Source organism: Mucilaginibacter inviolabilis, from assembly GCF_011089895.1.
Lineage (GTDB): Bacteria > Bacteroidota > Bacteroidia > Sphingobacteriales > Sphingobacteriaceae > Mucilaginibacter > Mucilaginibacter inviolabilis.
The window spans coordinates 115,975-141,752 of sequence record NZ_JAANAT010000003.1; the positions used below are offsets into that span (position 1 = coordinate 115,975).

At 43.0% G+C, this 25,778-nt stretch carries 24 protein-coding genes; 13 read left to right on the top strand and 11 right to left on the bottom strand.

Annotated features, from left to right (window positions below):
• Window positions 1-61 precede the first annotated feature (61 nt).
• Window positions 62-1,264 carry a TCR/Tet family MFS transporter gene (locus G7092_RS20515; protein WP_166091926.1) on the top strand — a complete coding sequence of 401 codons (1,203 nt, stop codon included), beginning with the start codon at window positions 62-64 and terminating at the stop codon, window positions 1,262-1,264.
• Between the two features lie 171 nt (window positions 1,265-1,435).
• On the opposite strand, the gene G7092_RS20520 is transcribed toward G7092_RS20515, so the two are convergent.
• The gene (locus G7092_RS20520; RefSeq protein ID WP_166091928.1) at window positions 1,436-1,990 is read right to left on the bottom strand and encodes an ankyrin repeat domain-containing protein; all 555 of its coding nucleotides are present in this window, start codon (window positions 1,988-1,990) and stop codon (window positions 1,436-1,438) included.
• A 688-nt stretch (window positions 1,991-2,678) separates the two neighbouring features.
• On the opposite strand from G7092_RS20520, the gene G7092_RS20525 reads away from it, so the two are divergent.
• The 3 genes from G7092_RS20525 to G7092_RS20535 all read left to right on the top strand — a co-directional run bounded on the left by G7092_RS20525 (window position 2,679) and on the right by G7092_RS20535 (window position 6,971).
• Window positions 2,679-3,713: a DUF4097 family beta strand repeat-containing protein gene (locus tag G7092_RS20525; RefSeq protein ID WP_166091930.1), complete on the top strand. Its 1,035-nt coding sequence runs from the start codon at window positions 2,679-2,681 to the stop codon at window positions 3,711-3,713.
• Between the two features lie 251 nt (window positions 3,714-3,964).
• Window positions 3,965-4,609 carry a hypothetical protein gene (locus tag G7092_RS20530; RefSeq protein ID WP_166091932.1) on the top strand — a complete coding sequence of 215 codons (645 nt, stop codon included), beginning with the start codon at window positions 3,965-3,967 and terminating at the stop codon, window positions 4,607-4,609.
• Window positions 4,610-4,868: 259 nt separating this feature from the next.
• Window positions 4,869-6,971 (top strand): glycoside hydrolase family 97 protein, encoded by a 2,103-nt coding sequence (locus G7092_RS20535; protein WP_166091934.1) that lies wholly within the window; start codon window positions 4,869-4,871, stop codon window positions 6,969-6,971.
• Between the two features lie 126 nt (window positions 6,972-7,097).
• Here the strand turns inward: G7092_RS20535 and G7092_RS20540 are convergent, their stop codons facing one another.
• Complete coding sequence (locus G7092_RS20540) at window positions 7,098-7,313, bottom strand: hypothetical protein (RefSeq protein WP_166091936.1); 216 nt, start codon at window positions 7,311-7,313, stop codon at window positions 7,098-7,100.
• Between the two features lie 14 nt (window positions 7,314-7,327).
• Between G7092_RS20540 and G7092_RS20545 the strand changes: the two genes are divergently transcribed.
• Both G7092_RS20545 and G7092_RS20550 read left to right on the top strand, forming a co-directional pair.
• Window positions 7,328-8,848: a serine hydrolase gene (locus tag G7092_RS20545; protein WP_166091938.1), complete on the top strand. Its 1,521-nt coding sequence runs from the start codon at window positions 7,328-7,330 to the stop codon at window positions 8,846-8,848.
• An 89-nt stretch (window positions 8,849-8,937) separates the two neighbouring features.
• A complete protein-coding gene (locus G7092_RS20550) occupies window positions 8,938-9,525 on the top strand; it encodes a hypothetical protein (RefSeq protein ID WP_166091940.1) in 588 nt (195 codons plus the stop codon).
• Between the two features lie 7 nt (window positions 9,526-9,532).
• Here G7092_RS20550 and G7092_RS20555 read toward each other — a convergent pair whose 3' ends face one another.
• From G7092_RS20555 to G7092_RS20575, 5 genes are all read right to left on the bottom strand, one after another.
• The gene (locus G7092_RS20555; RefSeq protein ID WP_166091942.1) at window positions 9,533-10,423 is read right to left on the bottom strand and encodes a hypothetical protein; all 891 of its coding nucleotides are present in this window, start codon (window positions 10,421-10,423) and stop codon (window positions 9,533-9,535) included.
• A 56-nt stretch (window positions 10,424-10,479) separates the two neighbouring features.
• Window positions 10,480-11,712: a family 16 glycosylhydrolase gene (locus G7092_RS20560; protein WP_166091945.1), complete on the bottom strand. Its 1,233-nt coding sequence runs from the start codon at window positions 11,710-11,712 to the stop codon at window positions 10,480-10,482.
• A gap of 61 nt (window positions 11,713-11,773) precedes the next feature.
• Window positions 11,774-12,607, bottom strand: a complete 834-nt coding sequence (locus G7092_RS20565) for a glycoside hydrolase family 16 protein (RefSeq protein ID WP_166091948.1) — start codon at window positions 12,605-12,607, stop codon at window positions 11,774-11,776.
• A gap of 40 nt (window positions 12,608-12,647) precedes the next feature.
• Window positions 12,648-14,531, bottom strand: coding sequence for a glycoside hydrolase family 30 beta sandwich domain-containing protein (locus tag G7092_RS20570; RefSeq protein WP_166091950.1), 1,884 nt, complete (start codon window positions 14,529-14,531; stop codon window positions 12,648-12,650).
• A gap of 453 nt (window positions 14,532-14,984) precedes the next feature.
• Complete coding sequence (locus tag G7092_RS20575) at window positions 14,985-16,895, bottom strand: 7TM diverse intracellular signaling domain-containing protein (RefSeq protein WP_166091952.1); 1,911 nt, start codon at window positions 16,893-16,895, stop codon at window positions 14,985-14,987.
• Window positions 16,896-17,158: 263 nt separating this feature from the next.
• Here G7092_RS20575 and modA point away from each other — a divergent pair, with 263 nt between their 5' ends.
• Genes modA through G7092_RS20590 form a run of 3 tightly spaced genes read left to right on the top strand, consistent with a single transcriptional unit; the run spans window position 17,159 to window position 19,209 of the window.
• Window positions 17,159-17,911 carry a molybdate ABC transporter substrate-binding protein gene (modA, locus tag G7092_RS20580; protein ID WP_166091954.1) on the top strand — a complete coding sequence of 251 codons (753 nt, stop codon included), beginning with the start codon at window positions 17,159-17,161 and terminating at the stop codon, window positions 17,909-17,911.
• Window positions 17,912-17,923: 12 nt separating this feature from the next.
• The gene (gene modB / locus G7092_RS20585; RefSeq protein WP_166091956.1) at window positions 17,924-18,595 is read left to right on the top strand and encodes a molybdate ABC transporter permease subunit; all 672 of its coding nucleotides are present in this window, start codon (window positions 17,924-17,926) and stop codon (window positions 18,593-18,595) included.
• A complete protein-coding gene (locus G7092_RS20590) occupies window positions 18,592-19,209 on the top strand; it encodes an ATP-binding cassette domain-containing protein (protein ID WP_166091958.1) in 618 nt (205 codons plus the stop codon). The genes modB and G7092_RS20590 overlap by 4 nt, the downstream gene beginning before the upstream one ends.
• Window positions 19,210-19,578: 369 nt before the next feature.
• On the opposite strand, the gene G7092_RS20595 is transcribed toward G7092_RS20590, so the two are convergent.
• The 3 genes from G7092_RS20595 to G7092_RS20605 all read right to left on the bottom strand — a co-directional run bounded on the left by G7092_RS20595 (window position 19,579) and on the right by G7092_RS20605 (window position 20,821).
• Entirely contained in the window at window positions 19,579-19,869 is a 291-nt protein-coding gene (locus tag G7092_RS20595; protein ID WP_166091961.1) for a pentapeptide MXKDX repeat protein, read from the bottom strand.
• Between the two features lie 89 nt (window positions 19,870-19,958).
• Complete coding sequence (locus G7092_RS20600) at window positions 19,959-20,237, bottom strand: hypothetical protein (protein ID WP_166091964.1); 279 nt, start codon at window positions 20,235-20,237, stop codon at window positions 19,959-19,961.
• An 11-nt stretch (window positions 20,238-20,248) separates the two neighbouring features.
• Window positions 20,249-20,821, bottom strand: coding sequence for a sigma-70 family RNA polymerase sigma factor (locus G7092_RS20605; protein WP_166091966.1), 573 nt, complete (start codon window positions 20,819-20,821; stop codon window positions 20,249-20,251).
• A 466-nt stretch (window positions 20,822-21,287) separates the two neighbouring features.
• Between G7092_RS20605 and G7092_RS20610 the strand changes: the two genes are divergently transcribed.
• Genes G7092_RS20610 through G7092_RS20620 form a run of 3 tightly spaced genes read left to right on the top strand, consistent with a single transcriptional unit; the run spans window position 21,288 to window position 23,612 of the window.
• Complete coding sequence (locus tag G7092_RS20610; protein WP_166091968.1) at window positions 21,288-22,091, top strand: DUF1223 domain-containing protein; 804 nt, start codon at window positions 21,288-21,290, stop codon at window positions 22,089-22,091.
• A gap of 32 nt (window positions 22,092-22,123) precedes the next feature.
• The gene (locus tag G7092_RS20615) at window positions 22,124-22,837 is read left to right on the top strand and encodes a cytochrome b/b6 domain-containing protein (RefSeq protein ID WP_166091970.1); all 714 of its coding nucleotides are present in this window, start codon (window positions 22,124-22,126) and stop codon (window positions 22,835-22,837) included.
• Window positions 22,818-23,612 (top strand): molybdopterin-dependent oxidoreductase, encoded by a 795-nt coding sequence (locus G7092_RS20620; protein WP_166091972.1) that lies wholly within the window; start codon window positions 22,818-22,820, stop codon window positions 23,610-23,612. The genes G7092_RS20615 and G7092_RS20620 overlap by 20 nt, the downstream gene beginning before the upstream one ends.
• 111 nt (window positions 23,613-23,723) lie before the next feature.
• Here G7092_RS20620 and G7092_RS20625 read toward each other — a convergent pair whose 3' ends face one another.
• Window positions 23,724-23,912 carry a hypothetical protein gene (locus G7092_RS20625; RefSeq protein ID WP_166091974.1) on the bottom strand — a complete coding sequence of 63 codons (189 nt, stop codon included), beginning with the start codon at window positions 23,910-23,912 and terminating at the stop codon, window positions 23,724-23,726.
• Window positions 23,913-24,390: 478 nt separating this feature from the next.
• On the opposite strand from G7092_RS20625, the gene G7092_RS20630 reads away from it, so the two are divergent.
• Window positions 24,391-25,734, top strand: coding sequence for an MFS transporter (locus G7092_RS20630; RefSeq protein WP_166091976.1), 1,344 nt, complete (start codon window positions 24,391-24,393; stop codon window positions 25,732-25,734).
• Window positions 25,735-25,778 lie beyond the last annotated feature (44 nt).

The window sequence follows — 25,778 nt, forward strand, 5'->3', positions numbered from 1 at the left end:
TCTTGTTAGTTCTCTCCCCACAGTGTCGATGGTATCGCCGTCGACACACTCTTATTCTATCATGAAAAAACCACTTATTGTTATTTTCACTGCCATTGTTCTTGATGCAATTGGCATTGGACTGGTGTTTCCTATATTGCCGGGCTTGCTCCACCAGGTTACCCACACCGGGAATGTGGCGCCCTATATTGGTATAACGACCGCAATATATGCGGTAATGCAGTTTGTGTTTGCTCCTGTACTTGGTGCGCTCAGCGACAGGTTGGGCCGCCGCCCGGTACTGTTGATTTCGCTTGGCGGAGCAGCCGTTAGCTATGTGTTGATGGCCTCCGCGTCAACGCTTTGGATGCTGTTGATTGGTCGGGCTGTTGCCGGGCTTACCAGTGCAAATATGGCGGTTGCAACCGCCTATATTACCGATATAACGCCCGAGGATAAACGGGCCGGCCGGTTCGGTGTTTTCAACGCGATGTTTGGTATAGGTTTTATTATCGGCCCGGTTCTTGGCGGCTTACTGGGCGATTATTGGCTTCGGCTTCCGTTCATCATTGCTGCCGGTCTCAATGCCTGCAATATGCTGCTGGCCTTGTTTGCGTTGCCCGAGTCGCGCAAGCCTCAAGGCGGGAGGATTGATCTGTCGGCCCTGAATCCGATACGGCCGATGAAATGGGCTTTTTCTATGAGTGGACTAACGCCATTGGTTTTAATCTTTTTCATTTTCAGTTTTTCAGGTGAAGTATACGGAACCTGTTGGGCGCTGTGGGGTGCCGACACTTTTGGATGGAACGGATTATGGATTGGCCTTTCGCTGGGTGCTTTTGGTATTTGCCAGGCACTTGTGCAGGCTTTTCTTACCGGGCCCGCAGTGAAGCTTATGGGCGAGCGCCCAACTATATTTACTGGTCTCGCCTGTGCGGCTCTTGCCCTGGTGGTAATGGCTTTGGCTAAACAAAGCTGGATTATTTTTGCTATAATGCCGGTATTCGCGCTTGGCGGTATTGGTACACCTGCGTTACAGTCGCTAGCTACAAAGCAAGTTGGAAAAGGGCAGCAGGGGCAATTTCAGGGAGTGCTGGCATCCGTAATTAGTCTATCAGCCATTATAGGTCCGCTGGTTTTTTCTTCTATATATTTTCTGGTTCAGAAAGAATGGCCCGGAGCCATCTGGCTTTCCAATATCGTTATTTATATGATTATAGTACCGGTAGTGCTCAACCTGCGATTGAAGAAAGAAGAGCCTGATTTCATTAATGGCAATGGATAACACTTCCACATGAAGAGTGGGACAAGCCAGCTCATTTCTCCCAATCCGGCGCAAATCCATTTATTTGAAAATCCACCCCCGCAATCAGATCAAACAAAAGGCCTTCAGAACAATCTGAAGGCCTTTTGTTTTTGAAGCCAAATGCTTCATTTTAACAGGCTTTTTAGAATGTTATTTAGTTTCATTCACCGATGCAGCGCTGGTGTTATTTAACAAAGCGGTTATTTCGGTATTGTTTAAGCCCTGAGCATAATCAATAGCTGTTTTATGCTGTTTGTCTGTAATGTCTGGTCTGGCGCCATGTAACAATAAGGTATTTACTATTTCTTTGTTACCATTGTTTACGGCGGCAATCAAAGCAGTAGTGCCCATATTGTTTTTAGCGTCAATTTTAGGGAAATGGCATAATAGGTAACAAACGCTTTCTGCATTCCCGCTTTTGCAGGCCAGGATAAGCGCCGTATTTCCCAATTTATCCTGAAAATCAACATCTACATCATTCATTTGCAGGATTAACTTCACAATGCGGGGTTGTTCGTTTTTAACAGCATTGATAATGGGTGTATTGCCTTCTGTATCTTTGGCATTTATATTTACACCGCGGCTCAATAAAAATTTTACTCCGGGGGCGTCATTCTCCTGAATTGCTGTAAAAATGTTTTGTGCAAAAATAGGTAGCGACAATAGCAACGTTAATGCTAGCAGCATCATTCTCTTTTTCATCATATCTTGTTTGGTGGCTTTTTCGCCGCTTTTAATAATGAGCGCATGAATGCAAAAAACAAACCACGGCTGTCTCTTATAGGGTCTAATAATCAACAACTTATAGCTGTATGGATGATTGCTGCATAAATATTTCTTCAAAGGAAAAATCTGTTGAGCTCGAATTCAATCGATGGCAATAGTATATTATAGGTTACTTTACAACAGATTTATTAATAGGTATTTAAGTGTTAGTTCAACCAGGCTTTCTTATTAGGTAATGTATCGTTTGCTTACAAATTTACTGAGGTCGGGCTGATAGGTTTATTGTCTTTTGGAATTGGGTATAATTGCGGAATTTTTTACACAGGGCCGCCTCGTTTTGTTGGATTTAATCCCCGGCTAATGAATGCTACTCATCGGTAATAGGACCCGATTTACTTCAGGATGTGTTCAGGATCAGAGCGGGTTAATTATGAATTGGGCTTTGATTGTTTTTTAGTTATCAATACTGATGCCGATTTTATTACAGGTATCTACAGTTTCTTCCAAAAGTAAATAAGTCTGGGTAGGTGCTTAAAATGTTCAAATTCAAATACCCAACGCTAACTGTATAAGAATTATAAACCGGTGTTAAATAAATATCGATTGGGGTGCAACGTATTGGATAAAAAGGTGGTCTTATGTAAGAAATAAACCAACTTCAAATCACATGAAAACATACTTTTTACTATTTGCACTGGCCTGTAGCACAACTGCTGTTATGGCACAAGATGATAGCAGAACACCATACCTTACCAAATCATTAAGCAGCGATGCCATTAACCGGGTTGTGGTAAATACTTCAGCCGGAGGTATTTTAGTTAGCGGCAGAAGCGGAGAAGCCCCAAGGGTGGAGGTTTACATTAAAGGCAATAATGGTCGTGAGCTTTCAAAAGAAGAGATCAAAAAACGCCTGGACGAGGACTATGACCTGAGTGTCTCGGTTTCGGGGCATGAGGTACGTGCTATTGCCAAAAACAAGCATAATTTTTCTGATTGGAAACGGCAGATGAGCATATCATTTAAAATATATGTTCCTGAACAAACATCCACAGATCTGCGGACCAGCGGTGGTGGCATCAGCCTGGATAACCTGAAAGGCAATGAAAGCTTTACTACCAGCGGAGGGGGCTTGCAGATAGACAGGCTTAACGGCATTGTGCGTGGTGAAACCAGCGGCGGCGGTATCAATGTTTCCAATTCGGGGAACGATATTAACCTCGAAACCAGCGGCGGTGGCATTGTTGCCAAAAACTGCACCGGTAAAATTAAGTTGGAAACATCTGGTGGCGGCTTGCAGTTAGATAACCTGAATGGAACTATCAGCGCTAATACCAGCGGTGGCGGTATACGCGGCAACAGTATTACCGGCGAACTGATCACCAGCACATCTGGCGGCGGTATTGATTTAAGGCAAATGGATTGCAGCTTAAATGCTTCAACCAGTGCTGGCAGTTTGCATGCGCAAATGAAACGGGTTGGTAAATACTTAAAACTGGATGTAAGTTCCGGAAATATCGATCTGGAGCTGCCGGTAAAACAAGGACTTAATCTTGACCTGAGGGCCGACCGGATTAATTCTGAAAAGCTAAACGGCTTTAACGGCGAATGGGAAAAAGATCATGTACGTGGAACTGTGAATGGCGGAGGAACATTGGTTAATGCTGATGCCTCAAGCGGAAGTGTGAACGTGAGATTTAATTAATATACTATAAGCTAATAGTATAACAAGGGCGACTCCTGACATTCAGGAGTCGCCCTTGTTATTTAAAGAAAAAAATAGAATGTTAATTTATTGTATAACTGTTTTAAGCAGAGCGAAATGGTTTGTTGAATTTTAAACAGCACAGTACTAGCTTTTTATATATTATAATATTTATATGGTTAAACCAAATATTATAATCGCTGTCATACTCCCGATTATAAAACAAATATTAACCTTATAAACACAATTTTATGTACAAAAAGCTACTCCTGGTAGTATTATCTGTTATTACCCTGCAAACCGTTAAAGCGCAAACTGAAAAAGGTAGCCAACAGTTAGGAGCAACAGTGGCCTTCTCAACGTCCACCTCCAATAACCAAACTTATTTGAGTTATAATAATACCTACTCCGGAAACGTAAAAAGCAAAGCAACATCTTATTCTATATTTCCAAGTTATAGCTATTTTATTGCTGATAGGTTAGATGTTGCTGTTGGCTTAGGATATGGTTATACCCGCATAACCAATGAGCCTAATAACAATAATGCTAATAGTAATAACAAAAATTACATCGGTACCATCTCCTTACGTAAGTATTTTTTATTTGATAATAAAATAGGCATCCGTACCGGGCCATATTTAACTTATCAAAAAACCAAAAACTCATATGCCTATTCAAGTAACAGCTCAATCAGTAATTCTGATAATTATGGCGGAGGTTTAGGCGCGGACTTTGTTTACTTCCCGGCAAAAAATATAGGCCTTGCAGCGGGTTTAGCTAATTTGAATTATACACATTCCAAAAACAAAGGGGACTCGGTTGGTTCATCTGATAATTTTAATCTAAGTTTTGTTAATAACCTTCAGTTATCCATTTATTACGTATTCGGAAAATAATTAAATCCTAAAACCAAACCACAATGGAGCCTTAGATCGATAAGATTTATGGCTTTTTTGTTTTTTTAATAAAAAAAAAGCCATAAAATTATTTATAAAAAATTGATCAAAAATTAAATTTTTATTTTTTAATAAATTGATAATGAGTTGTTTGATAAATAAAGCATTTATATTTTAAATAAATAAATATGACGCTGCTTATAGGATGATAAACTTTGCTTTTAACCAATTAATCAAAGCCGGTTTTTAATTCTAAAATATGCGTAAATCTATACTCATTGCAGCGCTTATGCTCCATGCTGTGCTTTTTGTACAGGCACAGGAAATAACATCACCCGATAAAAACCTCACGCTCAAATTTGAGCTGCAGGGAAATGGTGTACCAACCTATCAACTCCATTACAAACAAAGAGAAGTCATCAAACCCAGTAAATTAGGTTTGGAGACCAAGGATGTGCCATCGTTTTTAGACGGTTTCACCATCACCAAAACAGAACAGAGTACATTTGACGAATCCTGGAACCCGGTTTGGGGCGAAGAAAAAACCATTCGTAATCACTATAACGAACTACTGGTAACCTTAACGCAAAAAGCTGTTCAGGACCGATATATCCGCATCCGTTTCCGTTTGTTTAACGATGGCTTGGGATTCAGGTACGAGTTCCCTTCACAAAAAAACCTGAATTACTTTATCATTAAAGAAGAGCATACGCAATTTGCCCTGGCCGGCGATCATAAAGCATTTTGGCTGCCCGGCGATTTCGATACGCAGGAGTATGAAACGGTAACCTCCAACCTGTCAGAGATCAGAGGTAAAATGAAAGCCGCCGTTACACCAAACGTATCACAAACTACTTTTTCGCCAACAGGTGTACAAACACCACTGATGCTGAAAAGTAAGGATGGCCTGTATATCAACATACATGAAGCTGCCCTCATTGATTATTCGTGCATGTCATTAAATCTGGATGATAAGAACTTTGTGCTCGAGTCTTTTTTAACCCCCGATGCTATTGGAGATAAAGGTTATATGCAGGCACCCACACAATCACCCTGGCGCACGGTGATTGTGAGCGATAAAGCCGCGGATATATTGTCGTCAAGATTGATCCTGAATCTGAACGAACCAACCAAATACAAAGATGTATCCTGGATAAAACCCATTAAATACGTGGGAGTTTGGTGGGAAATGATCACCGGTAAAAGTACCTGGGCCTATACCGATCTGGAAAATGTGCAGCTGGGTATAACCGATTATTCAAAAACCAAGCCCAACGGCAAACATGGGGCCACTACACAGCATGTAAAAGAATATATCGACTTCGCGGCCAAAAACGGTTTTGACGCGGTATTGGTTGAAGGCTGGAACCAGGGTTGGGAAGATTGGTTTGGTAAAACCAAAGATTTTGTATTTGATTTTGTAACCCCCTACCCTGATTTTGATGTAAAAGAACTGCACCGTTATGCAGCCGAAAAAGGTGTCAAGATCATTATGCATCATGAAACCTCGGGCTCTGTACGTAATTATGAGCGCCACCTGGACACCGCGTATAAGTTTATGGTAGCGAATGGTTACAACGCCGTAAAAAGCGGCTACGTTGGGCAGATTATCCCGCGGGGTGAACATCATTATGGACAATGGCTGGTAAATCATTACCTGTATGATATTACCAAAGCTGCCGACTATAAAATTATGGTGAACGCGCACGAAGCCGTAAGGCCAACTGGTTTATGTCGTACCTATCCCAATTTAATAGGCAATGAAGCCGCACGGGGCACAGAGTATGAAGCATTCGGTGGCAATAATCCTGATCATACTACCATTTTGCCTTTCACCCGGTTAATGGGTGGCCCTATGGATTATACACCAGGGATATTCGAAACACAGTGCAGCGTTTACAATCCCGAAAATAAATCATTTGTACACACCACGCTGGTACATCAATTGGCTTTGTATGTAACCATGTATAGTCCGCTGCAAATGGCCGCCGATTTGCCCGAAACCTATAATAAATACATGGATGCCTTTCAATTCATTAAAGATGTTGCTGTTGATTGGGACGAGAGCCATGTCCTGGAAGCGGAGCCGGGTGATTATATTACCATTGCCCGTAAAGCCAAAAATAAAGAGGAATGGTACATTGGCAGTATTACCGACGAAAACCCACGCATAGCCAACATTACATTTGAATATTTGCCCAAAGGAAAAACATATGAAGCAACTGTTTATGCCGATGGCAAGGATGCCAGTTATGATAAAAATCCAAAAAGCTATGCTATCCGGAAGATCAAGGTAACGTCTAAAACTATACTGAAACAGCCTGTTGCTTCTGGCGGCGGCATGGCTATCAGTATCAAATAAAAAGGATGAGTGCAGAGAGATAGGTGGTTGAAATATATTGTTTAAGGAGAACCCGCTATGGATAGCGGGTTTTTTTATGCGGGATTCACATATCGGGATCAGGAAAGTCGCTTTTAAATCGGATAACTAATAGGAGGCACCTACGGAGCCAATACTTATTCTATATTGATCTATAAACAGGTACTCCTCCGGAGTTGTATTTGTACCTTTTTGTAAACTCCGGAGGAGTAACCTGTTTATAGACAGAAAACATTCATTTAATGGCTCCGTAGGTGCCTCCTGTTTAAAAGCGATTTCGATACCTCCCAATTTTTGCTGCGCCGCTTTTTTCCTATCTTGCATCTTTTGAAAACCAAATGAAAAGACTTTCCTTATTAATGTTACTGAGCCTTTTTACGGCTACTTTAACCTTCGCGCAGCAACCGGATTTTATTGAAAACAAACTCGATGCCTACATCAAGCAAGGCTTAAAAGACTGGAATCTTCCGGGGCTGGCCATTGCCATTGTAAAAGATGGAAAAACTGTGATTATGAAAGGCTATGGTGTAAGGGACATCAAAACCAATGAGCCTGTTGACGAAAATACCTTGTTTATGATTGCCAGCAACAGCAAGTTGTTTACCGGTACGGCGCTGGCACAGTTAGATGTAGATAAAAAACTGTCGCTTGATGATAAGATCACCAAATATTTCCCAGGTTATTCGGTATATGATGCCTCTACCACCCCCCTGCTTACTATAAAAGATTTGCTTGGTCATCATTTAGGCACTAAAACTTTCCAGGGCGATTTTACCTTTTGGAACACCACGTTATCCCGTCAGGAAATTATGAACCGGATGAAACTCCTGAAACCATCTATGGAATTCAGGCAGAGCTTTGGTTATTGCAATAGCTGCTTTTTAACCGCAGGGCAGGTGATACAGCAGGTTACCGGCAAGCCCTGGGAAACGTATATCCAGGATAGTATCCTTACCCCGCTGGGTATGAGCAATACCTATCCCCTAACCATAGGTATCGCAGCACGCAAAGGTGTTTCTAAACCATATACCAACGCTTTTACCGGCCAGATGGTTGAATTACCGTACGATCAGGTGGATAATCTGGCACCTGCAGGCAGCATCGTAAGTAATGTAAAGGATGTGGCTAAATGGCTTACCATGCAGTTGGATAGCGGCCGATATGAAGGTAAACAGATCATCGCCTGGAAAGCGCTTCAAAAAACCCGCGACGAAAATACCATTGTAAGCAGCAGGGCATCTGTGGTTTACCCAATGCATTTCAGAGGATATGGTTTAGGCGTATTTGAGGCGGATTATAATGGCAAACAGATCTTCTGGCATACCGGGGGCGCAAACGGCTTTGTAACCAATACCTGTTTTGTACCCGAAGAAAAACTGGCTATCACCATTTTAACCAACAATGATAATCAAAGCTTTTTTGAGGCCCTGCGTTACCAGATCCTGGATGCCTACCTCGGCGTTCCTTATATCGACCGCAGTCAGGCCATGTTGAAAAACTTTAACCCTGAGCAGGCAGAAACCGTAAAGAAAACCAATGATATGCTGGCGCGGGTAAAAGGTAAGGCTACCGAACTTCCCCTTGCTGCTTATGCAGGCAAATATCAAAACCCGCTTTACGGGCAAATGGATATATCGGTTAATAAAAAAGACCTGTTGATTAAATTCAGCAATCATCAATACCTTACTGCTTCGCTGAAATATATGGATAATGGCGAATGGATTTTGACTTACAACAATGCCGCCTATGGTATTTTCCCGCTAAGGTTTAAAACAGACGGTGCTAAAGTGGTATCCACAGAAATTAAAGTGAACGACGGTTTAGAGTTTGATCCTTATTTGTTTATAAAAGAGAACTAAAAAAACAGCCATAAAAAAGCCTTCAAAGTTTACTTTGAGGGCTTTTTTATACGTTAATTTATAAATTAAGACGACGCAACCGTTTGACTATGAAAATAACCGTGAATAAACCTTCAATAATAAGAGCGATAATCATAACGGTATTTTTTGTAGTGTTAATTTCATGCTATGAGTATATCCACAGGTATATTAGCGGAGCTCTTTTATCTCTTTTCATATTCGGTGTTCTTATTACCATTGTTGTTTTTTTGATAAAAGAAATAATAACTATTGTCAAGAAGAGGAAGAGTCTTTCTTTTTCATACTTTTTACCGGTACTCATTTATATTTTAGTGCCTTTCGGAGGGTCATTCATTGATTTGAAAAAGCTGGAAAGCAGAATTGTACTCCGTGGTTGCTATGAGGGTACACAGAACCAGGCATATATCGTGTTTCGGGAAGATCACACTTTTGAATTGAATTGGACAGGTGTTTTCTTTTATGATAAATGGTATACAGGAAGATGGAATAAAAAGAACGATACTATCGATATGAAATATGACGGCGAGATTGTTCCTCAGCTTGGAGACAAGGTGATCATTAATCAGGGTTTTTTTAAACCCGTTGGAAAGCAGGCGGATACAGTTAGATATCCAAGACCTATGTTTTATGTGGGGTTTTGCAAAGGGAATAATTAAACTGCAATTAAAAAGCCAATCCTACCCCACCCTGTACGCTAAAGCCGCTGTTGACAACCTCATTTAGCTGGGTTTTATCAACCTGGCCATTATTGAGGTAAAGTTCATCGGTACCATTGCCGGTTTGCCAGTTAAAGTATCCAGCCCCAATGTGCACACTGAGGTTGCGGTAAACGGTATAAACAAACTGTCCGCCCGCATCGATCCCGTAACCGCTGGCGTGGTGACGATAGCTCACCGGGTGTTGAAAAGTCTGGATCAGATTCCAGTTGGCTTTGCTGTTATAGTTAACCTGGTTATAGGTAACATCCGCAGCGAATTTTAAATTTTTGATGATACGTACAGATGATGTGACTTTTAAGAGGCCTCCCTTCCAGTTGGGCTGGTAAGTGCTGTTCAAATCAGGAAAGTTGCCTGTCCGGTCTAGTAAATGTAAAGATTGTTTACTCATGGTATAGCCTACGTAGGGAATCAGGCTAAAACGCTCGTTATTGATCAGGATAAAACCAGCTCCGGCATTCCACTGGGAGGTGTTCCCTTCATCGCCATTAAATGTTTCGTGATAGGTTGGATTGGTGCGGTTATCGGCACCATAATCGGTATCGGTTACCGACCCTGATGATATAGACTGCCGGTTATAGCTGGCATACAGGGAAAATTGCTTCCATACATTCCATTGTACATTGGCGGCTATATTTTGCCCGCCCAGATGCTGCCATTTAAGTTCCGAGTAAATATTGGGGTTTTGCCCGTTAAGATTACCGGCTATTGACCAGTGAAAGTTTTGCTGTTGATAACCTGTGGATAAGGATACCTGCAATTTCTTTTCGATAGATTGGGCATAGATGCGAGACACACCTATGGCAAGAACAAAACAAAAACCTATAATTTTTTTCATCGGTAAATAAAAAAGCCTGCCTCTTAGGGTAAGGCAGGCTAAATATAAAGATTAGGTTATTGATTTATACCAAAAGCTTCCCAACCAGAAGCCGTTGTTCGGGTACAAGTCATAGGCTGTGTGCCATTCTCGCTGGAAATAAAATCGCCGTTATTGCCTCTGAGAGTAACTTTACCATCGGCTGTTGGTATCCAGTCAAATTTTTCCCAATCGCCAACTGTGGTGCGGTTACAGGTAATGGCTTGTGTGCCATTTTCTGATGACACATATTTACCCATGCTTTGCAGCGCAACTTTGCCGCCACCCGCGTCAACTACGGTAAAAGTTTCCCATGTAGAAGCAGTCGGGCGGTTACAGTTCATGGCCTGTGTGCCGTTTTCGCCGCTTACATACTGGTTGTTAAAGCCTTTCAGGGTAATGTTTTGACCGATGGGCGGGTTTGATGGAGGAGTGGTGCCCGAAAGATCGTACACACGCACATAATCAACCTGCATACTACAAGGCAGCGAGCCATTATCAATGGTATTCCCTGGTAAATCGCCACCGATAGCCAGGTTCAGGATAATAAAGAACGGATTGTGGAAAGCCCCTGTATTGTTAATATTGTTGGCAATATTGCCGGTTACATAAAGCGTGTTATCCACATACCAGCGGATAGAGTTGGTATCCCACTCCACAGCGTAGGTATGGAAACCTGTAGGGCTGGTAGTGGTGCTGCCGCCATATTGGGTGTGTTGGTTGCCACCAGCTACGGCCCAATGCATGGTTCCAAGTATAGTATTGGAGGTGTTAACCTGCTCCATAATATCAATTTCACCGCAGCTTGGCCATGGTGTGCCGTTGTTGATACTGGCGCCCAGCATCCAGAAAGCAGGCCAGGTTCCCTGTACCGCAGGCAGCTTGATGCTGGCTTCGATACGACCATAAGTTGGTGCAAATTTACCCGCGGTGGTCAACTTAGCCGAAGTGTAAGGCTGACCGCCTACCGATTGCTGGCGCGCGGTGATGGTAAGCAATCCACCACCAACGGTAGCATTTGCCGATTGATAGTACTCCTTTTCGTTATTCACACCGGGGTTGCCGTTTTCGATGTTCCAGTTGGCTGTGTTTACGCTGGTGCCATTAAACTCGTCAGACCAAATGAGCGTGCCTGCCCTTGGTGTACTAACCTGGGTTGGATCGGCCTGTGAAGCCGAAGGTTTGTTAAGATCCTTTTTACAGGATGCGGTAAATACCAGGAGCGCCATTACTATAAGGGCTCCTTTTACAGAAATTAAAAATGATTTCATACTGTCGGTTTATGTTAATAATTAAGTGGTTGTAACAAAACTGATGATGGTTTGGCACAGACTATGGTAAACTGTATACCCGTACATAATCCACCTGCATGGTGCATGGTAAGGCGCCATCGTTAATATTATTACCCGGCAGATCGCCACCGATAGCCAGATTCAGGATAATGAAAAATGGATTCTGGAATGCGCCGGTATTGTTAATGTTATTGGTGGTGTTGCCGGTTACATAATTGTTGCCATCAACAAACCATTTGATACCGGTACTGGTCCATTCTATGGCATAGGTATGAAAGTCGGTTACGCTAGTTGTGGTGCTGCCGCCATATTGCGTGTGTTGGTTGCCGCCGGCAATGGCCCAATGCATGGTTCCTAAAATGGTGCTGGAAGTATTCACCTGCTCCATAATGTCCATTTCGCCGCAGCTTGGCCATGGCGTACCGGAGTTTATACTGGCACCCAGTGTCCAGAAAGCGGGCCAGGTACCCTGTACTGCAGGTAGTTTTATACGGGCCTCGATCCGGCCGTATTTGGGTTGAAATTTACCCGCAGTGGTTAACTTACCCGAAGTATAGGGCTGCCCGCCAACGCTTTGTTTACGTGCGGTAATGTTCAGGAATCCTCCCGATACACTAACATTAGCCGGTTGATAAAACTCCTTTTCATTGTTTACGCCGGGGTTGCCATTGATGATGTTCCAGTTATTGGTGTTTACACTGGTGCCGTTAAACTCGTCAGACCATACCAGCGTGCCCGCTCTTGGGGTACTTACCTCGGTTGGGTCTGTTTGCGAAGCGGCTGGTTTGTTAAGGTCCTTTTTACAGGATGCAGTGAGTGCCAGCAAAGCCATGGCTGCCAGGGCTCCTTTGGTGATGTTTAAAATTGGTTTCATAAGATAGGTATGTTAATGGTTAATTAGTTAGTTGCATTGTTTATTGGTTTATGCCAAAAGCTTCCCAGCCCGATGCCGTAGCGCGGGTGCAGGTCATAGCTTGCGTACCGTTTTCGCTGGATATGAATTTGCTGTTGTTACCACGCAGGGTAACTTTGCCATCAGCGGTAAGTATCCAGTCAAATTTTTCGGTGTCGGAAATAGAAGTGCGATTGCAGGTAATGGCCTGTGTACCGTTTTCGGAGGATACATATTTACCCATGGCTTGCAGCGCTATTTTACCCCCGCCGGCATCAACCACGGTAAATGTTTCCCATGCCGAAGCGGTTGGCCGGTTACAGTTCATGGCTTGTGTGCCATTCTCGCTGCTTACATATTGGTTATTAAAACCTTTAAGGGTAACAGTTGAGCCTATAGGAGCACCTGTTCCTGTACCTCCACCGGATGATTGCGTGCCCGACCATTTGAAGGTAGCTACAGCTCCCGCAGCCAGGCTATAAGTAAATGATTCGGTACCCCATTTCACTTTAAAGCTAACGGCTGATGACCCATTATTCAATGCTACGAGAACCTTACTGCCATCACTGTTTTTGAAAGCCACGTTTTGGATACTGCCCGATAAATTTGATGAGATACGAACAGCTCCCGGGCGTACAAACCTTGCGGCATGACCGATAATATAATAACCCACATTGCGGGTGATGGATGTACCGCTTACGGTAATGCCACCTAAGCAAGTGCTGCAGCCGCCCGGTGTATGCGGATTATTGTTCGGGTCAGATGCCAGGTTCCATTCCAGTACATTGCGGCTCCAGTTGCGGGTAGCCCCAATAATGAGGGTATTTACGTGCCAGGAAAGGTCGCCGCCAAAATTGCTGGGGGCGCCAACCCATTGCTCGGTAAAGTAAACGTTCTTGTTGGGATAGGCATTATGCACATCGGTTAAAGCACTGATGCTGCCTGCATACAAGTGGAATGCAGAACCATCCACATAAGGGTTGGCTCCGCCATCAGCCAGTACGGCTTCGGGATAATCTATCCTGTCGGTATTATGATCATAGGCGATGATCTTGGTATTCAGGCCCGCGCCGCGCAGTTGTGGCCCCAGGTTGTTTTTAATAAAATTGGCCTGCTCGTTGGCCTGCATCACCATACTTGGATTGTTGTAAGGGTTCAGCGGTTCATTTTGCGGGGTTATAGCATCAATAGTAATGCCCTGCGCCTGCATAGCTTGTATGTATTTTACAAAATAACGGGCATAGGCATCATAATAGGCAGTATTTAAACTACCGCCGGTATAGCCATTATTGCCGGTGGTGTTCACTTTCATCCAGGTTGGGGCGGTCCATGGGGTAGCCAGAATTTTGATGGAGGGGTTAATAGCCAGTATTTTTTTGAGGATAGGGATCAGGTCCTGGTTTTCCTGGCTGATGCTGAAATTATTCATGTTTACATCGCCGGAGGTTTGGTTATAGGTAAAATCGCTGGAGCTTAAGTCAGAAGCGCCAATGCTGATACGTAGATAACTGATACCGATCTGTCCGTTGGCAGTACCAAAAAGTTCATTCAATACAGCTGATTGATTGCCGCCAAGACCATTGAGCAAGCCCGCGCTGCCGCCGGTTAAAGTAAAGCCAAACCCATCAATACCCTGGTAGGTGGTGTTTTCGTCAACGGTTATGGTGGTGGCATTGGTACCGGCATCCGCAGCAAAATTGAAGCTGGCTTGTGCCTCTAATTGTTTCGACCTGTCGGATGTCGTAACCCAGGCATTGACCACCTCATTTGCGGCACGCGATACGGTTTGTGTATCCTGCCCGGGTGCGGCAGCAGCAGCGCGCGAATCCTTTTTGCAGGAATAAAATATTCCCGCGGATAACAGAATAAATGCCGCCAGCCATTTTAAATTGTAATTGATCTTCATAAGTTGTTATTAGTTAATTAATTGGTTTTTTGTGCATGAATTTTAACGGGCCGTTTATCTGCAACATGCGCAAAACGCCTCCTGTAATTTAACCACAGCTTAAAATAATTGGAATTTTAACCCGTGTATCAAATACACCAGCGTAAATGTTTTTCAGAAAGGCAACGTTATGTACGGTTTATAAATGTTGTAACAAATTTATGTTATTTTAAACGTAATAAGCAAGAAAAATATTCATAAATAACTGATTAATAATAAGTTATATTGAATTCGATACGCTTTAAGCGCAGACCCATAAACTTTATAATAGGGCTGCTAAAACGTTACAGAGAGAGTTTTTATAAATAAAATAAATATTTGTGATACGCTTGTATCGCAATTAATTTTAAAGAAAAAAGCAGGGAGATATTATAGCGGAAAGTACAGTAATTATCTAATAAACAGCACGATGGATCAATTGGCCGAATTGTCGATCACCAGCTTGCTCCAGCCTTTATTGCCGGCATCTTTGATCTCTTTTTTGCGGGTTTCCATTACTTTTTTAATGCGCGAGCTATAGGCCCAGCAAGTACTTTGACGGATAGACAGGATCTCGGAGAGCTTATGGGATGATATTTTTCCTTTGGTGGAATACATTAAAAATATCATATAAAAGGCCTTATTAATGGGTATACGTGTATTCTGTAAAATGGTATAGGCTATTACCGATTCTTCGTAACCGCATTTGGAGCATCGGCGACTGTAAGGTAAGTGTCCGCTGCCATAATGGGTGTTGCTGCACTTGCGGCAGGCGTAACCATTAGCCCATTTCAAATCAGACAGAAACTTGAAGCAGGTTTCCCTGTCAGGATATATCCGGCTGAACTCCTCAAAATCAACCTCTGCCGACATCACGCGGTCATGCGTCACTTTTTCAATATCGTTGTGCAAAATGATATTATCCTTTTCGAGCAATATGTTCATCCTTGAAATTTCTTCGGCTTGCTGCTGCAGCAATTCATTAACAGACCGCAATTCCTCATTCTGCTCAGCTATCATACCCGATTTTTCAACCAGCTCTTTAGTGCGCTCCTGTACCTGCTCTTCCAGGCGTTTGTTGAGTACGTCTTTAAGTTCTTCATTTTGCTTCATCTGCATCATGATGTTATGCTGGGCATCGTCCTTTTCTTTTTTCAATATCCTTACCTTATCGCCAATGGCAAAAGAGATAAACAGCATCTCCATAATAAAACAACCACTCAGGCTATAATAATCAAACTCGGTAACGGGCAGCCACCACATATTGAGGGCTATACAGCTTTTTATGATAAAGCCGATGAGCAAAAAGCTATAACCAATCACAAAAAAACGTGCCGGCTTATAACCGTTAAGCAAAGTATAGCATCCCGCATAAAAAGCAAGCGACAGCGGGATAAATTCAACAATCTTATAATTGAACCAGCAGTTGTTGATTAAAAGACAAGCGACAAAAAACAAACTGCGCCCTAAAATTACCCAGCGGATAAGCTGGTTTAAACGGGGGGCATTCACCTTTAAATTAAGCAGCTTTTGGGTAAATAGTACCGCGAAAATACTGGCTGCAAACAGGGCTATGCCATAGGCGTACTGGTTCCAGAAGGGGGCATTTGGCCACATGTATTGATAGGCAATGCCATCTGCACACATTTCATATAAACCGATGCTGATATTGTAGGCAATGTAATACAGGTATTGTATCTGCCGCATGGCAATAAACATCATGAAATTGTACAGGCCAAATACCAGTATCATCCCATAAAAAACACCAAAAAAGAAATACTCATCCAGCGCGTAACTGATAAATCGGCTTACCGAACGCAATACGATGATGATATTGACCGAATGGTTTGATTTGATGCGGACATAATAAACACCATCATTATCGGTATTAGGGCTAAGGTTTAACGTGAGGTTTTTATGCTGATAGAACCGGGCCCCAAACGGATGCCGGCTACCCAGGGATGCTACCAGGTAATTACCCCGTGTGCCGGGCGAATAAACGGTAATGCTATCAATGGTTTGATCAAAAAACTCCAGTATCCAGCTGTTTTTGGTATCCGGGTTTTTACCTATCTTCAACCGATACCAGTAGGCCGAGCCAAAGTGCTTGGTTACCGGGGTGGGTTCGGTGTTAACTTTAAAATTGCCGGCAAGGGCCAGATTTTTTACCTGGTTAAAAGTAAGTTTACCGGTAGTATCTTCCAGGTATAAGAGTTGTTTGTATTCAAATATGTGCTGCTGAACTTTATCATTGATGGGTACTATATTTTGAGCGCATACGTTTATAACAAGGCACAAAAGCAATACCTGGGTTATCAGAAAAGACCGCAATAAAAATTTCAACATGCTCACTCGCAAGGTAAGGAATCTTCGGTACCGATAATTTAATAATTACTGGTACCGAAGCTGGTTAGTTTTGGTTAGTGTCAGGCCGGATACAATTATAGTAGTTTTCTTTCTATTATCCTATTAAAAGTACGCAATACAGTTATTTAATGGGGTATAAATAAGTATTCTAAGGTTAATTTAGTCGTTTTTGCTTCAAAAAGAGGCCAAATAGCCCTTATTCATGGGCTAACAGTGTATATTAGTATCTTTTATTGAACATTATGAATAAAAAACGGGTCCTATTTTTAATGCTTGCGGGTGTTTTGCTGCATGGTGTGGCGCTGGCTCAAAATGTACGGGTGGCAGCAGCAGCCAATCTGCAATCGGTTATAACGGTTTTACAGAAAGATTTTAAACAAAAAACGGGTATCGTGATAGAGCCCATTGTTGGCTCATCTGGAAAACTGGTAGCGCAGATCAGCAACGGCGCCCCTTTTGATGTATTCTTATCGGCCGACATGAGCTTTCCCGAAACGCTGTTTAAAAACGGCTTTGCCGAAAAGAAACCAGTAGTTTATGCCGCCGGTAGTTTGATCATCTGCAGTTCGCAAAATATTGGATTCATTAACTGGGAACGCCTGTTACTAAGTGCCCGGATTAAAAAAATAGCCCTTGCCAACCCGGCCATCGCTCCATACGGCAAAGCGGCTACCGAATTATTACAACAAAAAGGCATCCTGGATGATGTGCAATCCAAAATTGTTTACGGCGAAAGCATATCCCAGGTAAACACTTATATCACTACCGGGGTGGTTGATCTGGGTTTTACCACACAGTCGCTTATTAAAGAAACGGGTAGTAAAACCAAATTGTATTACCAGGTGATAGATCCTAAACAGTATGAGCCTATATTACAGGGCCTGGTGCTGTTAAAACATGCAGCCAATAACCCCAATGCCGAAAAGTTTTATCAGTATATATTAAGCCCTGCCGCAAAAAAGATATTTACGGCATATGGTTACCGGATGCTATAAAAATATTTTCTGATGGATCTTTCACCCATTTGGCTCACCCTAAAGCTGGCAGGTATCACTACCCTGATATTGCTGTTTGTGGGCCTGCCCTTTGCCTGGTGGCTTTCCCGGGGCCGATCGTTTTTGAAGATCATTATTGAAGCTATTATTACTATGCCATTGGTATTGCCGCCATCGGTATTGGGTTTTTATTTGTTGCTGGCTTTTAGTCCGCAGCATGGTTTGGGTAAATGGCTGCAGGGAGTATTTAATGTGCAGTTTGTATTCTCGTTCCAGGGACTGGTGTTGGCATCCGTTATTTATAGTATCCCCTTTATGGTTGGCCCTGTAAAATCGGCATTACAGCAATTGCCTTCGGCCCTGGCCGAGGCTTCCTACACACTGGGAAAAACCGAATGGCAAACATTCCGGTACGTATTGCTGCCTAACATCAAACCATCGTTATTAACGGCTGCGGTACTTACTTTTGCCCATACCCTGGGCGAGTTTGGCGTGGTGCTGATGATTGGCGGCAACATACCCGGCGTAACCCGGGTGGCCTCCATTGCCGTTTATGATGCAGTTGAACAGCGGGATTATGACATGGCCAACAATTATTCGCTCATTTTATTTGCTATTACTTTTGTACTGGTGATAGCTGTTTTCGTATTTAATAAATACCAGGCAAAAAGCCCTTTAGCATGATCAATATAGCCATCGAAAAAAAGCTAAAGGCCTACCACGGGCAACAGGTATTGCAGGTTAACCGCCAGTTTGCTACCGGCAGCGTCACCAAAATATACGGACCGTCAGGGTCTGGGAAAACAACATTTTTAAAGATTATTGCCGGATTAGTAACACCGGAAAAAGGAACGATTGTAAGCGATGGTGTTACCTGGTTTAATGCCGAAACAAAGATTAACCTAGCCGCTCAAAAAAGAAATACCGGCTTTGTTTTTCAGCAGTATGCCTTGTTTCCGAATATGACCGTAAAGCAGCACCTCAAATATGCCACTGCGGACGAAGCCTGGATAAAAAGATTACTACTTTTAGGTAAACTGGATACTTTACAGGAGCACAAGCCAGATTATCTTTCAGGCGGGCAACAGCAGCGTTTGGCCATACTGCGGGCCCTGGCCACCAAACCACAGGTATTGTTAATGGATGAGCCCTTCTCGGCCCTTGATCCTAAAATGAAAGCAGAGCTGATAGTTGAATTAAAAGGTCTTTTAAAAGAACTGGGCACAACCACCCTTATCGTGAGCCACAACCCGCAGGAATTGGACGGATGGGCCGACGGGGAATTGGTGTTTGAGTAAGAACTATATATGTTGTCATCCTGAGGAACGAAGGATCTATTCGTAAAAAGGAATCGCGCACAATAGATGCTTCACTCCGCTCGGCATGACAAATTGTTTTGTTAGCACAAGTAAAGAAAAAGCAAAAAAGTGGGTTTACATTGAAACTCGATTTTTATAACATAAATAAATTTAAATAATTGATTATCAATTATTTAAATTTATGGTAACCGTAAAAAGTGTAAACCATGTAAACCCACTTTTTTCAAGAAAAAGCATGGTGGATGGGGCTCTGCACGCGACCCTGCTACAAGCCCGGGATGACAGCCCCGGGCATTACAAACAAAAAGAGGGGGCAAACGCCCCCTCCTCTTCAAACAATAAACAAACTCACATTTTACTCGCAGTATCTTTGCTCATTTTCTTTTTACCCATTTTATCATTTGACATCTTATCCTTGCTCATTTTACCCTTCGACATTTTGTCTTTTCCCATTTTATCGTTTGACATCTTGTCCATCTTTTTACCTTTTGCCATTTTATCCATCTTGCCCATTTTGCCGGTATCGCTTACGGCAACGGTTGATGTTTTTAATGGACTTACTGTTTTGGCTTGTACGCTTAAGGTTAAACATACGGCTACTAAACCTGCGGCTAAAGCGCCTGAAATAATTGATTTCATACTTTAATTTTTAAGTTTTAATGTGTGGTTTGTTATTAATATTTAACCCTTAGTCGGGCCACACGTATAAACCTTACAAAGTATTTTAATTATTTATTTAGTTCTCCTTCAATACGGTCCTGCAGTTCTTTTTTAAAGTTTTCATCGAGCGAAAGTGTGGATGCCTGCAATTCGGTATCGTGAAAAAGCTGCAGCACCATCTGGTGGATAACCTGGCTTTGTTTATTGTATAGCTGGCACATGGAGCAACCTGCCAGGTGTATGCGGAGCTCAATACTTTCGCGGAAACTCAGTTTTTTGATCTGTCGTTTCTCGATGAGTAGCGTAGCCTGTTTGCAGTTGTATATAACTTTTTTTAAGTGATTCATGGTTAATGTTTTTAGATCCAGTTTTTTTGAAGACAGGCCCTCAGGCTAAGCTTGGCCCGGTGAATAATAACCCAAAAGTTGGCCTGGGTAACCCGGAGTTCGCTGCAAATAAATTCGGTAGTAGTCTCATCCATATGCTTCATGGTGAAAACCGACATCCACATGGCCGGGAGTTTTTGCATACATAGTTGCAGGATATGATTAAACTCCTTACCTCTCAGCGGCTCATGATCCTCGATGCCAAATGGCAGGGGCTGATGGGCCTGGGTCCAATGACCGTTATCTTCTTCAAAAAAATCTTTTTGTTCCTCCTCTGCCTTCTGTTCGGTTATGTTAGCCAGTCCCGATGATTTTTTACGGTAAACGTCAATGATCTTATTTTTCAGGATAGCCGTGAGCCAGGTGCGTTCGGAGCTTTTGCCTTCAAAGCGGTCTACCTTTTCTAAAGCAGCCAAAAAGGTTTCCTGTACCAGGTCTTTCGCCTGCTCTTCATCATTAAGGCGCGAGAGGGTGTACGAATACAGGTAATCGGCATGAGCCTTAACCCAATTATGCGGGTCCAGTAATTGTTTTTCAGTTACCATTAATAAATTTACTCATAACATTTAAACTATTAGTCGGCATTGCACGTAAATCCTTACAAACCAAGTTGCATTTTTTTTGAGCCATGATAAAATCACATTTATTCGTTAAATTTACTTATATCCAATTGATCCTAAGTATTTAGCGGATGCATTACAGGGAAGTCTCTTTTAAATAGGAGGCACCTACGGAGCCAGTACTTTTGATATTTTGGCTATAAACAGGTTACTCCTCCGGAGTTAGTTGTGTTTAAACGGCGATTTGTTAAACTCCGGAGGAGTAACCTGTTTGTAGTAGAAAGGATTGCCTTTAAAGGCTCCGGCAGGTGCCTCCTATCGGCTATTTATTTAAATGCGAATTTCCTGTTATACAGCCATACCAGCCAGCGGAAATAAAAATAAAATTTATTGTAAGGTTATTATACCCAAGCCGACTAAACAGGAAAAACGTATATCAAATTATAACCAGATGAAATCAATAAAAATATTTGCCCTTGCTGCCGGTTTTATAACCGCGATAATGGTATTGGCGGCTTTTATTATTCCTAAAGCTAAAGTGCCGGGAAAAAGTAAGATAATAGCCGACGGTAAAGGATTTGCCGTGGTAGAGCTTTTTACCTCAGAAGGCTGCTCCAGCTGCCCTCCTGCCGATGAATTGGTGGCCCGGATACAAAAAGAAGATAAAGACAAACCCGTTTACATACTGGCCTTTCATGTAGATTACTGGAACCGCCTGGGCTGGAAAGATGTTTTTAGCAGCGCCGATTACTCTAAACGTCAAAATGAATATGCCAGCTGGTTAAATCTGCAATCGGTTTATACACCGCAAATTGTGGTTAACGGTAAAAAGGAATTTGTGGGTTCGGAAGAAGGTACTTTACGTAATGCCATCACCGCTGGCCTGCGAACCAATCCGGCGGCAACTTTAACCCTTAATACACAAAAAGGGCAGGATCATATCACGGTACAATACCGTGTAAATGGTGCCGAAAAAAACACCGGCCTGCTGTTGGCCCTGGTGCAAAAAGCAGCGCAAACCAAAGTTCAGCGTGGCGAAAATGGCGGGCGTACCCTGTCGCATGTTCAAATTGTGCGCAAAATGCAGAGCCTGTCTTTAAGTGCAGGTGGTAATGGCAGTACCAACATTGCTTTTCCCGAAGGAACAAATACCCAGGATTGGGAAGTAATTGGCCTGGTACAAAACAAAACAAACGGCGAAATTTTAGCGGCAGCAAAGGCCAATCTGACAACAACAGCCAACATCGGCAAGTAAGAAGAAATCAATAATTCACTAATTATCAATAGATGAAAGTTATCAAAGAGAAACATCCATTAGTGATGCGCTGGACGCATTGGGTAAACTTTCCGATACTCGCTATTATGATATGGAGCGGGATGCTGATCTATTGGGCCAATGATGAATATAAAATAACGTTGTTTGGGCATACGTTCTTCAGCTTTTTCCCCGATTGGTTTTATAACGCGCTGCGTATTCCCCACCGCCTTTCGGAGGGGATGGCTTTTCATTTTTTGTTTATGTGGTTTTTTACCCTGAACGGTATCTTTTATGTACTCTACACCATCATCTCGGGCGAGTGGCGTGAATTGTTACCACAAAAAAAATCATTTAAAGAAGCCTGGCTGGTATTGCTGCACGATCTGCACATCCGTAAAATGGCGCCGCCTCAAAATAAATATAACGCCGCGCAGCGCATTGCTTATACCGCCATTATTGTGATGGGCATAGGCTCGGTGATAACCGGATTGGCTATTTATAAACCGGTACAGTTTTATTACCTCACCTGGCTTTGCGGTGGTTATCATTTTGCCCGCATCTTGCATTTCGCGCTAACTATTGGTTATGTGCTTTTCTTCGTGATCCATGTGGTACAGGTGATGCTGGCCGGATGGAACAATTTTCGGTCGGTGATTTCCGGATTTGAAGTGCTGAACGAAGATCCTAAACCAGTTATTGAAATTACACCCCCACCTCCAAGTGATGAAAAAAACATTCAGTAAAAAGCAGAAGGCTCCCAAAAAGCCGCTTACCATTGAGCAAAAAATCACGAGACGCAATTTTCTTTCGTTCGGTACTTTTATTGTGGCCGGAAGTGTGGCTTATTGTGGTTGGAAATGGTTATACAATGCACCCGAGGAAACACGGACCGTAACAGCCGGCGCCCGCGCGCCGTTGCGAAGAGCGTTGAATAAAACCGAACTGGCCTTTCGCCGTATTTTTAGCAATAACAACCTGGTTAAAACCTATCCCAAAGAAATGGCGGCCAAAACGGTGCGCCATAACAGCGATATCGGTTCCGAAGGAAAAATAGATGTAGACGCCTGGAAATTACAGGTAAAAAAACATACCGGCGAAGTACTACAGATTTCGCTGGATGATATCAAGGCCCTCCCCAAAACAGATATTGTGTATGATTTTAAATGCGTAGAAGGCTGGGATCAGATATCGCACTGGGGTGGAGTGAAGTTCAGTGATTTTATCAGTCATTTTAAGCTTGATGCCGAAACGCAGTTACAATATGTAGGCTTAGCCACCCCGGATAAGGAATACTATGTTGGGATAGATATGCCCAGCGCTATGCACCCGCAAACACTGCTGGCTTATGAGGTTAACGAAATGCCCCTGCCGCCTAAACACGGCGCACCTTTACGGCTGATCATCCCGGTTAAGTATGGCATTAAAAACTTAAAGCGCATTGGCACGATGAGCTTTAGTGATACCCGTCCGCCGGATTATTGGGCCGAGCAAGGGTATGATTATTATTCGGGGTTGTAAACGAAATTAAGCGCCATCGCGAAAATCGGGGGGCGCCCGACCGGAGAGGAGCTCATTAATACCCATTAAACAAACATACATTTGAGTTTGTCATCCTGAGGAACGAAGGATCTATTTGCCGGTTTGTATGGCGTATACCCGCTCTTGGCCGCGGGAGGGCCAGTTACTTTGTAGCCACAAAGTAACCAAAAGGCTTGTCACCAGAAATGCTTCTTTGCGCTCATAGCCTTTACCCTGCAAACCGGGCAGAACCAGGGCTGCAATTATTTTGCCCCACTTCGTTCCCGCGTTTCCCTGCACTTCAGCAAAAACTTGCTATGCCCCGCATCCGCACAGGCCACCATTGTTCTGCCCGCTTTCGCCCGAAGCTTATCTGCTGACGGGAAAAAAACTAATTAATAGCGCTTATCTGCTGACTGGGAAGAAGATGCACCTCAATTATGTTTGTCATGCTGAACGGAGTGAAGCATCTATTATTGAATTTTTAATTATACAGATAGATCCTTCGTACCTCAGGATGACAAAAAATTTTAATCGAATAAAGAAGAAATCAGGGTAATCCTTAAATCCTATAATTAAGTCGCACACAAAACTCAATAATTCACTAAATCACTAATTCAATAATTAATAGCCTGGACCGAAGGTAACGCCCGGATGATACTCGACTTCTTCAGACTCATATTCATCAATCCCTTAATAGCTTCTCTTTTCAAACAAAAACTCAATAATTCATTAAATCAGTCATTCAATAATTAAAAATCATTTGCATATTGCAGATATGCCGGCTGCTAAACTGCCACTTTCAAAACAACTTGCTTATGCCTGCGGAATGATAGGCTGGAGCATCATGACCAATATCATTATCGTGATGCTGCCCTACTTTTATTTGCCGCCTTCCAATGCCGGCCTGATTCCTTTGGTGCCTCAGCTGCTTGTTTTTGGTGTGTTTAATATCATGTCGCTTATTGCCGCATCGGGCCGGTTTGTGGATGCCATATTTGACCCTTTTATAGCATCGCTGAGCGATAAAAGCGGCAATGCCAAGGGCCGCCGAATTCCCTTTATGAAATGGGCCATTGTTCCTGCTGTTGTTTTTTGTTCGCTTACCTTTTATCCACTGGTTAAAGGCGAAAGTATTAGCAACGCCTTGTGGCTTACTTTTACGCTCATTTGTTTTTTTATGGGCGCTACGGCCTATATTATTCCTTACAACGCGTTGCTGCCCGAGCTGGCCCGTACCGGTGCCGAAAAGGTAAAGCTATCATCATTACAGCAGGTGGGTTTTGTGCTGGGTATTATTCTGTCGGCCCTGGTTAATAACTTTGCCGATCTGGTGCAGCACATGCTGCATACCCCTAACCGGGACACCGCCGTGCAGTACACTATTTTCGGTCTGTGCGCTTTTGCGGGCCTGGTGATGCTGATACCTGTTTTTGCCATCAACGAAAAAAAATATTCCAATAGCATTCCCTCGCATCTACCCCTGTTGCCTGCCCTGCGCCGGACTTTCCGCAACCGAAATTTTAAATACTACCTTATTTCCGATTTTTCGTACTATATGGCGCTCAGTATCATATCAAGTGGCTTGTTGTTTTTTGTAACCGTGCTGCTGCGCCTGCCCGAATCTATGGGTGGTGTACTGATGGGGAGCATGGTGCTGTTTTCATTGGTGTTTTACCCGCTCATCAATTATCTGTCGAAAAAGATCGGCAAAAAACCAATCATGTTGTTTTCGTTTGGTCTGTTAAGTCTCATTTTTGTGGCTATATTTTTCCTGGGAAAACTCCCGCTATCGCCAACAGCGCAGGTTTATATACTGGTGCTAAGTACATCCTTTCCGCTGGCTTCACTGGGTATATTGCCCAACGCCATCCTTGCCGAAATTGCCGAGAACGATGCCAAAAGAACCGGCGAGAACAGCGAAGGGATGTTTTTTGCGGTGAAATATCTTTTTGTAAAACTAGGGCAAACGCTGGGTATAGCATTGTTTGCCTTTTTAACCGTTTATGGTAAAGATCCCGGGCACGATTACGGCCTGCGGCTCAATGGTATTTGCGGTTGTGTGCTTTGTATATTGGCCATGATTTTTTTCAGCCGGTTCCGGGAACGCAGGGTAAAATGAAAAAACAGATTCTGGTCTTTTTATTATCTTTAGCTCCATCCTGA